We start from the raw sequence: 13,718 nt of genomic DNA on the forward strand, positions 1-13,718 counted from the left end.
CCTGTGCGCGGGGGAGACGCCGGCCCGGAGGCGGCCTCTCCGTGGAGACATGGCTCACCGTGAGCCTTCCGTTCCGCCCCTGATGGCACAGTCGGGCCGATGGCGAGGTCTGCTGGCGATAGTGTCAGTGGACCTCACCATCGGCCCGTCGTGGACGGCTCCCATCGCGCCCGTCCTGCTGCGGTCAGTACCCGATGGACTTCAGGTACTCGCGGGACTCGCGGATGCAGTCGATCGGATCGCGGCCGTAGGTGTCGTCCTGCTCGATGAGGAAGTACTCCGCGCCGGCCTTCTCCGCAGCGGGCAGCAGCGCGGGCCAGTTCATGTTGCCCTGGCCCACCTCCGCGAACTGGGCGAGGGAGAGGAAGATGCCGTAGAAGTCCTTCGTATCCAGCTCCTTCGCCTCTAATCTCGCCACCGCGTCGGCCGGCATCGGGGCGACGCGGAAGTCCTTGACGTGGATCAGCTTGCAGGCGCCGGCGTAGGCCTCGAGCATGTCCAGCGGGGCCATCCCGCCGCGCTGGACCCAGTGCAGGTCCACCTCGAACAGCAGCGACGGGGCGACCCGGCGCACGATGTCGAAGATCCGCTCGCCCTCGAACTGGATCAGGTCCACGTGGTGGTTGTGGTAGCACAGCCTGATGCCCTGCTCTGCGAGACGGGCCGCGTAGGGCTCGACCGACGCCGCCCACTCCTCGGTGGCGGCCTTCGAGGTCATCGCGGTGAAGGGCATCATGCCGATGCGCAGGAAGCGGGAGCCGGTCTTCCGGCATGCCTCGACGGCACGGTCGAACTCGGTCTCGAGCGCGAAGCCGTTGCCGCCGGGAGCGATCGAGGCGCTCATCGCCGCGGTCTCGACGCCGAAGTCGGCCTTGCCGCGCACGAGGTCGTCGATGAGCTCGTCGGTCATCTCCACCTGGGAGACCTCGACGGAGTCGATGTCGAGCTCGCGCACCTCGCGCAGCACCTCGTACATGCCCTTCTCGTTGATCCGGTCCTTGAGCATCATGAGCTGGAGTCCGACGACGGCCATGGTGAGTCTCCTTCGAGTCGAGTGAGCGGCGCGAAAGGGCGCCGGTGAGAGTGGTGAGAGGGAAAGGGAGCGGGCGGGAGAGGTCGGGCCGACGCTCGGGAGCACCTGCCCGGCCGGCGTCGCCTCAGGAGCGGGCGGGGAACTTCCCCTCCTCCTCGATGCGCCGGTTGAGCTCGACGAGGTGCTCGTCGGCCGGATAGTCGACCAGGTCGATCTCACGGCCGGTCCAGGCCGACAGCTGCATTCCCGAGGCCAGGCGCACGCCGTTGATGCCCTCGGCGCCGTCGGCGATCAGCGCGGTGCCGTCGTTGAGGTGGGCGGCGAAGTTGGTCAGGACGTCGATGTGCTGCTGGCCCCAGGCCGACTCGTACTCCTTGACCTCGGTGGTGAACAGCTCGGAGGTGTCGATCTGGCCCATGAACAGGCGGCCCACGTCCTCGGCGGACATGCCGTCGCTGAGGCTGCGCTCGTCCTGCGTGAGCCGCGTGATGGTGACCTTCTTGGAGTCCTCCACCACGATCTTGCCCTGGTCGAAGAGCATCTCCAGGCGGTCGGTGCCGATGATGTCGTTGGTGGAGGTGATGAAGCTGCCGGTCGCACCGTCGCCGAAGTCCACCACGGCGTTGACCTCGTCCTCGGTGGCGATGTCGCGCTGGAACCCGAAGGCCAGCTTCGCGAAGACCTTCTTCGGCGCCCCGCACAACCACTGCCACAGGTCCAGCTGATGCGGGGCCTGGTTGACCAGGACGCCGCCGCCCTCGCCGCCCCAGGTCGCACGCCAGGCCGACTGGTCGTAGTAGGCCTGCGGACGCCACCAGGTGGTGATGATCCAGGAGGTGTGGCGCAGCTTCCCGAGCTCGCCCGAGGAGATCAGCGCCTTGAGATCGGTGTAGACCGGGTTGGTGCGCTGGTTGAACATGATCGCGAAGGTGGTCTCGGGATGAGCGGCCGCGAAGTCGTTCATCTCCTGCACCTGCTTGGTGTAGACGCCGGCCGGCTTCTCGGTGAGGGTGTGGATGCCCTTGCCGATCGCGGCGATCGTCATCTCCGGGTGCAGATAGTGCGGCACGGTGGTGACCACGGCGTCCACGTCCCCGGAGTCCAGCATCGCGAGGTAGTCGTCGTAGAAGGGGACCCCCGCGTGCTTCTGCGCGGCGAGCTCCTGCTTGGCGGGGTCGACGTCGGCGATCGCGCCGAGCGTCATCCCGGCCACCTTGCCGTCGGCGAGCAGGCCGGCGTACATGCCGCCCTGGGCGCCGAGCCCGATGATTCCGAGGCGGACGTTCTTCTCCGACATGGTGTCTCCGTTCTGTGGGGCGTTCTATGGGGCGGCACCCGGTCGAGTGTCGCGGAGGATGAGCAGAGGTGCAGGTGAGGGGCTGGCGGCCGGGCGCTGGGGTTGTAGATGCCCTCGAGGACCTCGTCGGTCTGGGCGATCGTGCCGGTGCCGGACTGGTAGCCGATCTCGTCCCGGAAGCAGAAGGGGCGCACGGCCTTCTTCTGCTCGGGTACTGCCGCGTGGGTGGTGCTCATCGTGCTCCTCGGGACTCATCGTTGAGACTGCCGGAGCGTTGAACGTGGGGTCGGTCCGCGCGTGGTGCTCCGACGTGCCGGGCGAGGTGCGGGAACGGGCGCCGGCGAGTGCCCTGAGTCTGGTGATGGAGCTCCGCCAGGAGGTCTTGTTGCCAACAGTTGCAGTGTCGGTGCCGTGTCGTAGAAAATGGTACTACTTGGTGGGCGCGCTGTCAGCTGCGAGGGCGACCCCACATGCGGATGAGTCCTACGCCACCTCGGCTCTCATGGTGCGATGAGCGTCCAGAACTGCTTGTTGTCGCCATCGTGCGGAACTGAGGCTGTGCCCGCTGGACGGCCGACGGCCGGGCCACCGCTCAGGGTGGCCCGGCCGTCGGGATCCAGGCGTGATCGCGCCGCGGCGATCACGGGGCGGCGCTGTGCGCCGTAGGAGATCAGTAGAGGTTCAGGAAGGTCTGCAGGACCTCCACGGTGTCCTCGTCGATCTTCTCGGAGCCGTTCTGCTCGGCGCCGATCTCATGCTGCAGGCCGGCCACGGTGTCCTCGCCGATCACGCCGTCCTGGCCGGTGTTCGCCCACTTCTGGAGGGCGAGGGTGGTCGCCTCGTCCATCTCGCCGGTCTGCTCCACGCCCAGCCAGTCCTGGAGGGCGGTGACCGTCTTGGGACCCATCTTCCCGTCTACCTCGAGGGTGCCGGCCACCGAGAGGTCGCCGGTCGCCTTCGAGCCGGGCTCGCCGGCCGGGGCGTTCGAGGGCTCGGAGCCGCCGCTGCTGTCCTGCTGCTCCTGCGGCTGCCCCGCCGGCTGCTCACGCTGCTCGTCGCGGGTGGCGCCGTCGTCCTCACGGGGCTGCTGCTCCTGCTGCTCGCCCTGCTCCTGCTCGCCCTCGCCCTGCTCCTGCTCGCCCTCGTCCTGGGACTGCTCGCCCTCGGGGGCGCCGCTGGTGTCCGCGCCGCCGGTGAGGTGGACGCCGCAGTTGGGCCAGGCGCCCGGGCCCTGCATCTCCAGGAGCTTCTCGCCCGCGGCGATCTGCTGGCTCTTGGAGGCGAGGTCCGCGCGCTCGGCGTACTGCAGGCCGCCTGCGGCCTCCCACGAGGACTGCGAGAACTGCAGGCCGCCGTAGTAGCCGTTGCCGGTGTTGATGGACCAGTCGCCGCTGGCCTCGCACTGGGCGACCTCGTCCCAGCCTCCGGCGGCGTTCGCCGCGGTGCCGGTGGCGAGCATGCCGGTGGCCACGACGGCCCCTCCGGCCAGGGTCACTGCGGTGCGGGTCAGGCCACGGCGCAGCGGGGAGATCTTGGGGGTCCTGCGGGCGTGCGTGCTGTGCTGGGACATGAACACGTCCTCTCACATCTCTCGCGGGGTGCGCGGAGCCGCCGGATGCGGCGTCCGCGTTCTGGACGTCGGCCACCGTAGGGGGAGCCCTCCCCGGCGACGCAAGCCCCCGGCGTGCCTGTGGGGAAGACTTGACCTCGTCATGCAGCGGCCATGGGACCCGCCGCAGGCGCGGACGGCGCCATGACCGGCGATGACGCGGTGTCACCGCGGAGGCGAGGACTTAGGGAGACGTGACCCTCACGGTGTCTGCCATGTCACGGCAACATCACGATGGCGGTCACGGACAGTGAGTCAGGACTCCTGATCGGGGTTCAGCCCGGCGGCCGCGGCCTCCCGGTGCTCGGCCTCGCCCGTCTCGAGCGCGAACAGGCCATAGGCCAGGGGAGAGGCGGAGAACATCTCCGCGCAGTGCTCCGCGAGGCGCGGCCACGGCCTGCCACCGCCGAGAGCGTAGACCTCGAGCACTCGCTCGAACGCAGCCGGCGGCGCGCTGGCCTGATGGAACACCAGATCCCTCGCGGGATCCCCGACGGCCGCGGTGGTCCAGTCCAGCAGCGCCGAGATCCTCTCGCCCTCGAGGAGGGTGTGCGCCGGGTAGATCTCTCCATGGGTGAGCACGCTGTGCTGCGGCCAGTAGCTGTCCTCCGCGATCCAGGCCTGCCAGCGCTCCCGCAGAGCGGGCGCGACCTCGAACTCCGCGCAGACCCGCTCCAGGTCCTGTCGCCAGGCCTCCCGCACCTGCGCGGGGGAGCGGACCTCGATGCCGGTGGTCGCGGCGTCGGAGGAGTCGATGCCGTGCAGCTGGGCGACCACCTGCCCGAGCGAGTCCGCGTACTCGAGCGAGGCGATGTCGAGGCGCCAGGTGACGGTGCCGTCCGCCTCGAGGCTCAGCCCGGGCACGCCGGGCAGCAGCGGATAGGCGATCAGGGAGGGCGAGGAGATCCTCCAGTCGGGCACCGCCACATCCAGCCTCGGGCGCACCAGCTCGAGCAGACGGCCCTCGATGTCGGCGCGGGAGAGCACATCGGCACGGCGCGGGATGCGCAGCACCCACTGCTGCCCGTCCGATCCCCTCCCGAACGCCACCCGGAAGTCCAGGCCCATCTCCTCGGTGCGCAGGCTCGAGGCCTCGAGCTCGAGACCGTGGTCCCGGGCCAGGGCGAGCAGGTCGGCGGCATCCTGCGGCGGCTGCGTCTCGGGCATGCGGGCAGTGTGCCATCGCCGCCCCGGCCCCGGCCAGGGAATTCCTCCCGCGATCTCCACCGCGTAGTCTCCGTGCATGCGAGGGAGCGGGCGGGAGCGAGCCGTGCGCGACGGGGCCCCGATGCGGGCGGCGCCGGCACGTGCGCTCTCCGCCGCGTCGGCCGGGTTCCTGGCGATCTCCGGAGCGCACCTCGGCACCCAGCTGCTGGGGCTGAAGGGCCTGGCCGATCTCACCCAGGTGCTGCTGATGCCGCTGCTGGCCGCGGCGCTCGTGCTCGCCACCGCCTCCCCGCGGCCGCGCCTCGTGCGCCTGATGCTGCTGGGCCTGGGCTTCTCCTGGCTGGGCGACTCCGTGCCGAGGCTGCTGGCGGGGGAGGCGGGCTTCCTGGCGATGCTGGGCGGCTTCCTGATCGCCCAGTGCCTCTACGCGGCAGCCTTCTGGCCCTTCCGAGACAGGTCGCTGCTGCGGCGTCCCGGCCTGGCCCTGATCTACCTGGCCGTCGCGGGGGTGATCGTGGTGCTGTGCGCGCCCGCGGCGGGGACGCTGCTGCCGGCGGTCGCCGTGTACGCCGCGGTGATCGCCCTGATGGCGGTGCTCGCCACCGGGCTCGGGGCCCTCGCGGGCATCGGTGCGGCGGTGTTCGTGCTCTCCGATGCGCTGATCGCACTGAACAGCTTCGGCGTGCTCACGCTGCCGGGGCACGGCTTCTGGGTGATGCTCACCTACCTCGCCGCGCAGACGATGCTGATCCTCGCCGTGCACCGGCAGGTCCGCGCCAGCGGGGAGGCGCCCTCGCTCAGGGGCTGACGGGCCGGGCGGACTGCGCGGCGGCCTCCAGGCGCGTCACGTCGAGCCTGCGCTGCGTGTACATCTCCGCGGTCACCGCGGCGGCCACCGCCGGGGACTCACCCAACAGCTCGTACAGGCGCCGGGGCACGATCTGCCAGCTGACGCCCCACCGGTCACGGCACCAGCCGCACTGCGACTCCTCGCCGCCGTGGCCCACGATCGCGTCCCACAGGCGATCCACCTCGGCCTGGTCCTCGACGATCAGCTCGATCGAGACCGCCTCGGACTGCGGGAAGTGCGGGCCGCCGTTCAGCAGCGTGTACTGGGCGCCGCCGAGCTCGATCACCACCACGAGCGATCCGCCGTCGGCCGGCGGGCCCGCGGGGGAGTCCGGCACGGGCGTGTACGGCATGCGCTCGAGCACCCGGGCACCGGGCAGCAGGGAGACGTAGAAGTCGGCGGCCTCATCGACTCCGCCGTCGAACCAGAGACATGTCCTCACCGTCGTCATACGGCGATCCTCCTCCTCCGGTCCCGTACCGTCCAGGAACTTCGGCAGGAACCTCTCGGGCGGAGACGACACAGCGCCCCTCGGCGAACCGAGGGGCGCTGTGCGTCAGGCGGGGGAGGTCAGCGCTTGCGCGAGGCCGCGTGATCCGCGCGGGCCTGCTCGCGCTCGAGACGCTTGGCCTCCTTCGCGGCGAGGGCCTGCTCCTCCTCGGCGACCGTGATGACGTTGCCGCTGGGATCGGTCGCGACCGAGCCGTCGGCGCGGGTGACCTCGAGGCCCTCCGGCTGCTCGTCGGAGCGCTCGCCGCGCTCGTTGAACTCGACGCGGCGGTCGTGGATCCGGTGCGCATCCGCCAGCAGCTCGCGCACGTTCTTCTCCGCGACGACTATGTCCTCGTACTTCGCCGGGAGGCTGTCCACGATCTTCTCGTTCGCGATCATGCGGTCGTAGGTCGCATCGCGACGCTGCTCGAAGTCCGCATACGTCATCTCGATGTAGGCCTGCGCCTCGCGGTGGGCGTTGTTGACCGTGGCCTGGGCACGGCCCTTGGGCGAGATCAGCGAGGCGATCACCGTGATGGTGAGGACCGTGATGATCACCGTCAGCGAGAACGCGGTGGTGATCTCCGGGACGGCGTGGACGGGCTCGCCGCCGTTGATGAAGCCCAGCTCGTTCTCGTGCAGGGCATGGAAGACGAGCTTCACACCGATGAACGCGAGGATCAGCGACAGGCCGTAGGAGAGGTACACCAGGCGGTCCAGCAGACCGTCGATCAGGAAGTACAGCTGGCGCAGTCCCAGCAGCGAGAACACGGTCGCGGTGAAGACGATGTAGGTGTTCTGGGTGAGGCCGAAGATCGCCGGGATCGAGTCGAGGGCGAACAGCAGATCGGTCGCGCCGATCGCGATCATGACCAGCAGCATCGGGGTCAGGACGCGCTTGCCGTTCTCGATGGTGAACAGCTTGTCGCCGTCGTACTCATCAGTCGCGGGGAGGAACCGCTTGACCACGCGGACGAAGAAGCCCTCCTTCTCCTCGTCCTCCGGGGAGTCGTCCTTGAACTCGTCGATGATCATCTTCACCGCGGTGAACAGCAGGATTGCGCCGAAGAAGTAGAAGGTGAAGGACAGCTTCTCGATGGCGACGGCGCCGATCGCGATCATGCCCGAGCGGGCGATGATCGCGAAGGTGATGCCGAACAGGAGGACCTTCTGCTGGTCCTCGCGCGGCACGGCGAAGGTCGCCATGATCACGAGGAACACGAAGAGGTTGTCGACGCTCAGCGCCTTCTCGGTGACATAGCCGGCGAAGTACTCGCCGCCCATCGCACCGCCGCCGAACACGAGCACGCCCACGCCGAACAGCAGTGCGATGCCCACGTAGATGGCGGACCAGATCGCCGCTTCACGGATGGTGGGGATGTGCGCCTTGCGCACATGGAAGAAGTAGTCGAAGGCCAGCAGGCCGAGGACGCCCACGATGGTGAGGGCCCAGATCAAGGGGGAGACGGTCACGATTCTGCTTTCCTGGGTCGCGGAGTGGACCCGGGTCTCTCCACCGGTCGACCTGCGACCGGCCACTGCGCCCGGAGGACCATCGTCAGTCCTCGTGGTGACGTGCGCAGCGTGACGGATACTCCCCCGTTGCCGTCAGGGAGTCTACATGCGGGCCATGAGAGAGGTGAAGGGCTCACCGGCCGGTGCAACCGGCCTCACGTCCCACTCCCGGCGGCTCAGCGGTCCTCCACCGCGTCCTTCAGCTCCTCCTTGTCCATGTCGGAGCGTCCTTCGATCCCGTGGCGCTTCGCGTCCTGGTAGAGCTGCTCCTTGGTGCGGCCCTGCGCGCCGGAGTGGGAGCGCTCGCCGCCGCGCTCGGAGGGTGACCTGTCCTCGGTGGAGGTGCGGCTGGCCTCGTCGGACTCGCCCTCCTGGGCGCGGGTCTTGTTCACGGTGCGGGCGGCGATCTCCTCCGCCTCGTCCTGCGAGCTGCCGCGTTCGAGCTGGCTGTCCTTGATGTGCTCGTACTGGCGCTCGCGCTTCTCGCTCCAGGCCCTGGGCATGTTCGCTCCTGCGGTTCTCGTCGGCACCGGGGCGGCGGGAGCGCCGTCCCTGTCCGGCCATCCTGGGCCAGGTGCCGCGCCGGGTCGAGGTGCGGGACCGAACGGTCGAGTGGGCGGGGGCAGCTCGACGGCCGACGGTCGACGGTCGACGGCCGACGGCCGACGGCCGAGCCTCCGGGGGAGGCCCGTGCCGCCGGCCGTGCCGACGCGGTCACTCGCGGCGCGCATCCCCGGACATCGAGCCGATGCTGTTGGAGGGTGTGGTGCCGTCCTTCCAGCGCAGCAGCGCGCCGACGCCCTCGGGGATGCCGTCGGTCTCCTCCTGGAGCGCGGAGACCGACGCATCGGTCGCGAGCGCCCCACGCAGCAGCTCCTCGATGCCGCCGGGCTCATGGCCGCTGACGAACACCAGTTCCTCCACCTGGCCTCGCGAGAGGGCCTGGGAGACCTCCGCCGCTCCGCCCACGGAGGCCCCGTCACGGGCCTGGCTCTCTCGGAAGCGGGCTGCGAGCTCGTGCTGCCGCGAGGTGATGAACTCGTCGGTTGCGCGGCCCAGCTCCTCCCGGAAGGGGCCGCGGTCCAGGGAGGCGCCGCGGGCACCTCCGGCGACCTCGATCAGGCGCTCGCGCGTCTCCCGCCCGAGCGCCTCCTTCAGCAGACCCATGGCGCGGACGTCGCCGCTGAGCATCACCATGTCCACCTGCTTCTCGCGCAGCACCTTCTCCACGGCGTTCGCGACCGCGTCGGCATTGCGCTCCCAGGAGTCCTCGACCCGGGCCTCGAAGTTGTCGGCCCGCCAGCCGTGCTGGGGCCCGCCGCCGACGCTCGCCTTGTGGAGCACGTCGTGACCGCCCTCGACCCTTGCATCGCTGCCCAGCCCGTTGGGGCCGTGGGCGATCGAAGGATTCTCCGGGGCGCGCAGGTGCAGATCCGCCCCGGCGCGGTCCACGACGATCAGCAGCTGGCTGACGGCGAAGGGGATCAGCTGCAGCAGCGGCAGCAGCTGCGGGAACTCCCCGCGATGGGCGGATTCACGGCGCGGCGGTGCGGGCAGCACCCGGTCCACCAGGATCTCGGAGTCCGAGGCGAAGACCGAGCGGCCATGACGACCGCCGAGCGGGGAGGGGCTGAGCACCGACTCCTCGATCTGGTCGAGCAGCGCGGCCGAGGCGCCGTCCGCGGCGAGGTCGGAGCGCATCCGCGCCCAGCGCGCCTCGAGCTCACCGGCGGCCTGCGGATCGGTGCGCGTGGTGTCGAGATGGACGGAGACGACAGGACCGGACTGCTCGAGGACGGGTGAGAGCCAGGGCAGTTTCACAGGGGGACCTCCAACGTGCTCGACGTGCGGGGGAGCGAGCACCCGGTTAGGCCTCGTCACCCCGCCTGGGTCCGCTCAACCCTTGCACGCAGGAACGGCCTCCGCAAGCAGTTCGACCGCCTCGTGGGGTCAGAAGGTGAAGCCGCGGAACAGCAGCACCGCCAGGCCCAGGCCCACCACGAGATTGACCAGCGTCGCGGCGGCGAACACGAGGATCGGCTTCCAGCCGGCCTCGCGCACGCTCGAGGCGTTGAACTCGAGACCGATCGCCACGAACGCGAGCGTCAGCGCCCAGGTCTGCAGCTCCTTGGCCGCATCGAGCCGCGGCTCGAGCACCGCCTCGGGCAGCGACTCCGCGAGCACGGTCGCCACCACGGAGGCGAGCAGGAAGCCGAGCACGAACTTCGGGAACCGCGACCAGATCACCGCGAGCGTGCTGCGATCGCCGAAGCGTCGCCCCTGCTCGGCGGGAGCGGAGGATGCGACGCGCAGGGAGAAGTACAGGCTCAGCAGCACCGCCACCACACCGAGCAGCGCGTTCTGGGTGACCTTGACGATCGAGGCGATCTGCAGCGGCTGCTCGCCCGCGACCGCGCCGGCCGCGGTGACCGCGGCGGTGGTGTCGATGTTGCCGCCGATCCAGGCGCCGGTCACCGCGGGGGACAGGCCCATCAGGTTCGCGAGCCACGGCAGCAGGAAGATCGAGGGGACGGCGAAGACGATCACCAGCGTGGCGGTGTAGGCGAGCTGCTCCTTCTTCGCCTCCACGGCACCGGCCGCGGCCACGGCCGCCGAGACCCCGCAGATCGACAGGGCGGTGGCCAGCAGGGCGCGCAGCTTGTCATCCAGCCCCAGCAGTCCGGCGAACCACCAGGTGAACAGGAACACCACGGTGATCAGCAGGACCGCCTGCAGCACCGCAGGGCCGGCCGCACGCACCACGATCGCGAAGTTCACCGTGGCGCCCAGCAGCACCAGACCGATCTTGATGAAGAACTCGGTGCGGAAGGCGGCGGCCATCCGCCGCCGCACGCCGGTGGCCGAGAGCACCGTATTGCCCGCGAAGCCGAGCGCGATCGCATAGACGGGGTACTCGATGGACTCGGCGATGTTCCCGAACCAGGTGCCGGCGGTCAGCTCGGGCACCTGATCGGTGAGCACCGAGACCAGCCAGGCCAGCAGCACCACCACGGCCAGACCGGCGAGGGTCCAGGCGGGGGAGGCCTTCGTGGGCGGCGCCGGCTCGGGGGCGGGGGGTGCGGGGGAGCCCGGCGCGGGGGCGGCCGGTGCGGCAGCTGCCGGGACGGTCTCGTCCGCGGTGCGATCCGCGGCGCTCACGGGATCAGCTCCGGGGTGAGCAGGCCGAGCAGGCAGGCGAGGAACAGCACGAGGCCGACGATCGTGGCGGCCCAGTCCTCGTTCAGCGAGAACCGCTTGTGGTCGTCGGGGTACTCGGGACGTTCGCTGTGTTCCACCGCTGGTTCCTCCTGTCGCTCGGTCCCGGCCCTGTACGCTCGCGGCCGCCTCGGATGCTCCGGGACCCTGCGAGGCACTGTATGGCATCCGCTGCCCGCGGACCGTGCGCGACCTGCAGGTTCGTGCTGTCGTCCCGAGGCGGTCAGGAAGCGGTCACCCCGTGTTGCGGTGGCGGACACCCGCGCCGTCCCCGTCCGGACAGCGCGGGCGCTCCCTGCGCCACGCTCCGCTCAGACGCCGACCCGGGAGAAGGCGCCCCGGAAGCGGGCCGCAGGATGCTCCGCGGGCAGGCGATCGGTGCCGCTGAGGCGGCGTCGCAGGGTGCCGCCGCTGCCGGGCAGCCGGCCCCGCTCGCGCAGGATCGGGGAGACCAGCTCGGCGAAGTCCCGGACCGTGTCGAAGGAGTGGTACTGGCGCAGGTTGATCCCGTCGATCCCGTCCACGTCCAGCCAGTGCTCGATCGCATCCGCGACCACCTCCGGCGTCCCCGCCACGAAGAACCTGTCCTGCCAGGCCTCGTCGACCGCATCGAGCAGCTCGCCGATCGTGCCCGAGGCGCCGCGCCGCCCCACCGTGGTGTCCGCGGGCAGGCCCTCGATCTCGAGCGCCTCCGCGATCGTCCGCTCCCGCGGATGGTCCAGCGCGCGCAGCGGCACCGACTGATGCACCAGCATCCCCTCGAGCGACCGATGCTCGCGGTACTGCGCGAGCTTCGCGTCGACCTCCTCCTGGGTACGGCCGGTGATCACCGCGGCCTGCACCACGAACTTCGGATCCGATGGGTCACGGCCCGCCTCCTGGGCGGCGGCGCGCACCGCCGGGACGGTCCGCTCCAGCAGCGGTCCGTGCGTGAAGACCAGCTCCGCGTGGCGCCCGGCGCGCAGCGCCCCGGCGGGGGAGGCGGTGGCGAGGATCAGCGTGGGGGTGCGCTGCGGCGAGGGTTCGGACAGATGCGGGCCCGCGACGGAGAAGTTCTCGCCGACGTGGTCGATGCGGTGCACCTTCTCGGGGTCGGCGTAGACCGCGGCCTCCGCGTCGCGGATCACGGCGTCGTCCTCCCAGGAGCCCTCCCACAGCTTGTAGAGCACCTCGAGGTACTCGTCGGCGATCTCGTAGCGATGATCGTGCTCGATCTCCTCGGCGAGCCCGAAGTTGCGGGCGGCGTTGGGAAGATAGGAGGTGACGATGTTCCACCCCACCCGACCCTTCGTGAGGTGGTCCAGGGTGGACATCCGCCGTGCGAAGGCGAAGGGCGGCTCGTAGCTGGTGGAGAAGGTGATCCCGAAACCGAGGTTCTCGGTGACCGCGGCCATCGCCGGCACCACCAGCATCGGATCGTTGTTCGGGATCTGGAGCCCCTCGCGCAGGGCGGTCTCCGCGGAGCCCCCGTAGGTGTCGTAGGCGCCCACCACATCGGCCAGGAAGATCGCGGTGAAGCCGCCCTCCTCGGCGATCTGCGCGAGCTCGGTCCAGTAGGACAGGTCGGTGTAGCGGTGGCGCTGGTTGCCGGGCAGGCGCCACAGCCCGTGGGTGATGTGGCCGACGCAGTTCATCTCGAACAGGTTCAGGATCAGCGGCTTGGGGGACATCGGGGCTCCGTTCACGGCGGGTGGCTGAGGCTGCTGCTCCAGAACGATCCGCCCCTTCCGGCGCCGGTGCACGCGATGTGAATCATCGTGACCGCAGGGGACCGCGGTGTTCATCGCCCCGTCGCGGGGGTTCGCACGCCGTCATCGCCGGCGTTCGTGTGTCACGCCGCCCGGCCGCTCGGGTCACTCGCCGCCGAGATGCGCGAGCCCCGCGCTGCGAGCCACCTCGCGCCAGTTCTCCGCGAGCGAGGGGATCGAGGCGTGGGCGTTCAGGCCGCTGGGCTGCGGCACCACCCACAGGGCGGTCCGCTCGGGCCAGCCCGGGAGAGCCGCCGGATCCTGGAGCCCCAGGCGCGCCTTCGGCAGCGAGTACGCGGTGCGGAACGCGGTGATCCCCGCGATCGCGACGGTGCGGGGTCGCAGCGTCTCGAGCCGCTCGATCAGGTGCGCGCCGGCGCGCTGCAGCTCCTCTCGGCTCAGCTCGTCCGCGCGCACCGTGGCGCGGCCGATCAGGTTCGTGATCCCGATGCCGCGCTCGAGCAGGTCCTGCTCGTCCTGGGGATCCAGCCCGCGCGAGGCATCGACCGGTCGGGAGGTGAGCCCCGCCCGGTGCAGGGAGGGCCAGAACCGGTTGCCGGGGCGAGCGAAGGGCGCGTTGACCGCCGCGGTCCACAGGCCCGGGTTGATGCCCACGATCAGCAGGCGCAGCGGATCGCCGCCCGCGGGCGGCAGCACGTCATCGATCGAGTCCGGGTCCGCGGTGGCGAAGGCCGCCAGATCGGCCTTGGTGGGCTTCCGGCCGGCCAAGGGGGAGGGGCGCCGAGTGCTCATCCCGGCACTGTACTGCTCCGCATCGCACGCCCCGGGTG

General features: G+C 70.6%; 13 protein-coding genes. 1 reads left to right on the plus strand and 12 read right to left on the minus strand.

The features are described from left to right. Window positions 1-184: 184 nt before the first annotated feature. The 4 genes from BN4251_RS06305 to BN4251_RS06320 all read right to left on the minus strand — a co-directional run bounded on the left by BN4251_RS06305 (window position 185) and on the right by BN4251_RS06320 (window position 5,106). Complete coding sequence (locus BN4251_RS06305) at window positions 185-1,033, minus strand: sugar phosphate isomerase/epimerase family protein (RefSeq protein ID WP_087484261.1); 849 nt, start codon at window positions 1,031-1,033, stop codon at window positions 185-187. A 124-nt stretch (window positions 1,034-1,157) separates the two neighbouring features. Then, window positions 1,158-2,330 carry a Gfo/Idh/MocA family protein gene (locus BN4251_RS06310; protein ID WP_087484262.1) on the minus strand — a complete coding sequence of 391 codons (1,173 nt, stop codon included), beginning with the start codon at window positions 2,328-2,330 and terminating at the stop codon, window positions 1,158-1,160. Between the two features lie 670 nt (window positions 2,331-3,000). Next, window positions 3,001-3,900, minus strand: a complete 900-nt coding sequence (locus BN4251_RS06315) for a transglycosylase family protein (protein ID WP_087484263.1) — start codon at window positions 3,898-3,900, stop codon at window positions 3,001-3,003. Between the two features lie 294 nt (window positions 3,901-4,194). Beyond that, on the minus strand, window positions 4,195-5,106 hold the full coding sequence (locus BN4251_RS06320; RefSeq protein ID WP_087484264.1) for a macrolide 2'-phosphotransferase: 912 nt from the start codon (window positions 5,104-5,106) through the stop codon (window positions 4,195-4,197). Window positions 5,107-5,182: 76 nt separating this feature from the next. On the opposite strand from BN4251_RS06320, the gene BN4251_RS06325 reads away from it, so the two are divergent. Beyond that, a complete protein-coding gene (locus BN4251_RS06325) occupies window positions 5,183-5,914 on the plus strand; it encodes a lysoplasmalogenase family protein (protein ID WP_212647591.1) in 732 nt (243 codons plus the stop codon). On the opposite strand, the gene BN4251_RS06330 is transcribed toward BN4251_RS06325, so the two are convergent. The 8 genes from BN4251_RS06330 to BN4251_RS06360 all read right to left on the minus strand — a co-directional run bounded on the left by BN4251_RS06330 (window position 5,904) and on the right by BN4251_RS06360 (window position 13,680). Next, window positions 5,904-6,479, minus strand: coding sequence for a VOC family protein (locus tag BN4251_RS06330; protein ID WP_245810226.1), 576 nt, complete (start codon window positions 6,477-6,479; stop codon window positions 5,904-5,906). The genes BN4251_RS06325 and BN4251_RS06330 overlap by 11 nt on opposite strands. A gap of 47 nt (window positions 6,480-6,526) precedes the next feature. Next, the gene (locus BN4251_RS06335) at window positions 6,527-7,921 is read right to left on the minus strand and encodes a TerC family protein (protein WP_170931853.1); all 1,395 of its coding nucleotides are present in this window, start codon (window positions 7,919-7,921) and stop codon (window positions 6,527-6,529) included. 218 nt (window positions 7,922-8,139) lie between these two features. Continuing rightward, window positions 8,140-8,466, minus strand: coding sequence for a plasmid stabilization protein (locus BN4251_RS06340; protein ID WP_087484267.1), 327 nt, complete (start codon window positions 8,464-8,466; stop codon window positions 8,140-8,142). A 211-nt stretch (window positions 8,467-8,677) separates the two neighbouring features. Then, a complete protein-coding gene (locus BN4251_RS06345) occupies window positions 8,678-9,784 on the minus strand; it encodes a baeRF2 domain-containing protein (protein WP_087484268.1) in 1,107 nt (368 codons plus the stop codon). Between the two features lie 129 nt (window positions 9,785-9,913). Further along, window positions 9,914-11,122 (minus strand): YeiH family protein, encoded by a 1,209-nt coding sequence (locus BN4251_RS06350; RefSeq protein ID WP_087484269.1) that lies wholly within the window; start codon window positions 11,120-11,122, stop codon window positions 9,914-9,916. Continuing rightward, window positions 11,119-11,259: a hypothetical protein gene (locus tag BN4251_RS18245; protein ID WP_170931854.1), complete on the minus strand. Its 141-nt coding sequence runs from the start codon at window positions 11,257-11,259 to the stop codon at window positions 11,119-11,121. The genes BN4251_RS06350 and BN4251_RS18245 overlap by 4 nt, the downstream gene beginning before the upstream one ends. A 231-nt stretch (window positions 11,260-11,490) precedes the next feature. Further along, complete coding sequence (locus BN4251_RS06355) at window positions 11,491-12,849, minus strand: NtaA/DmoA family FMN-dependent monooxygenase (RefSeq protein WP_087484270.1); 1,359 nt, start codon at window positions 12,847-12,849, stop codon at window positions 11,491-11,493. A 183-nt stretch (window positions 12,850-13,032) separates the two neighbouring features. After that, the gene (locus BN4251_RS06360) at window positions 13,033-13,680 is read right to left on the minus strand and encodes a mismatch-specific DNA-glycosylase (protein ID WP_170931855.1); all 648 of its coding nucleotides are present in this window, start codon (window positions 13,678-13,680) and stop codon (window positions 13,033-13,035) included. Window positions 13,681-13,718: the final 38 nt, after the last annotated feature.

Origin of the sequence: Brachybacterium massiliense, assembly GCF_900184245.1 — a bacterium.
Taxonomy (GTDB): domain Bacteria; phylum Actinomycetota; class Actinomycetes; order Actinomycetales; family Dermabacteraceae; genus Brachybacterium; species Brachybacterium massiliense.

What these genes read in the sequence shown, in the direction of transcription:
- BN4251_RS06305 (WP_087484261.1), bottom strand. Translation starts at nt 1,033, where the DNA reads ATGGCCGTCGTCGGACTCCAGCTCATGATGCTCAAGGACCGGATCAAC.
- BN4251_RS06310 (WP_087484262.1), bottom strand. Translation starts at nt 2,330, where the DNA reads ATGTCGGAGAAGAACGTCCGCCTCGGAATCATCGGGCTCGGCGCCCAG.
- BN4251_RS06315 (WP_087484263.1), bottom strand. Translation starts at nt 3,900, where the DNA reads ATGTCCCAGCACAGCACGCACGCCCGCAGGACCCCCAAGATCTCCCCG.
- BN4251_RS06320 (WP_087484264.1), bottom strand. Translation starts at nt 5,106, where the DNA reads ATGCCCGAGACGCAGCCGCCGCAGGATGCCGCCGACCTGCTCGCCCTG.
- BN4251_RS06325 (WP_212647591.1), top strand. Translation starts at nt 5,183, where the DNA reads ATGCGAGGGAGCGGGCGGGAGCGAGCCGTGCGCGACGGGGCCCCGATG.
- BN4251_RS06340 (WP_087484267.1), bottom strand. Translation starts at nt 8,466, where the DNA reads ATGCCCAGGGCCTGGAGCGAGAAGCGCGAGCGCCAGTACGAGCACATC.
- BN4251_RS06355 (WP_087484270.1), bottom strand. Translation starts at nt 12,849, where the DNA reads ATGTCCCCCAAGCCGCTGATCCTGAACCTGTTCGAGATGAACTGCGTC.
- BN4251_RS06360 (WP_170931855.1), bottom strand. Translation starts at nt 13,680, where the DNA reads ATGAGCACTCGGCGCCCCTCCCCCTTGGCCGGCCGGAAGCCCACCAAG.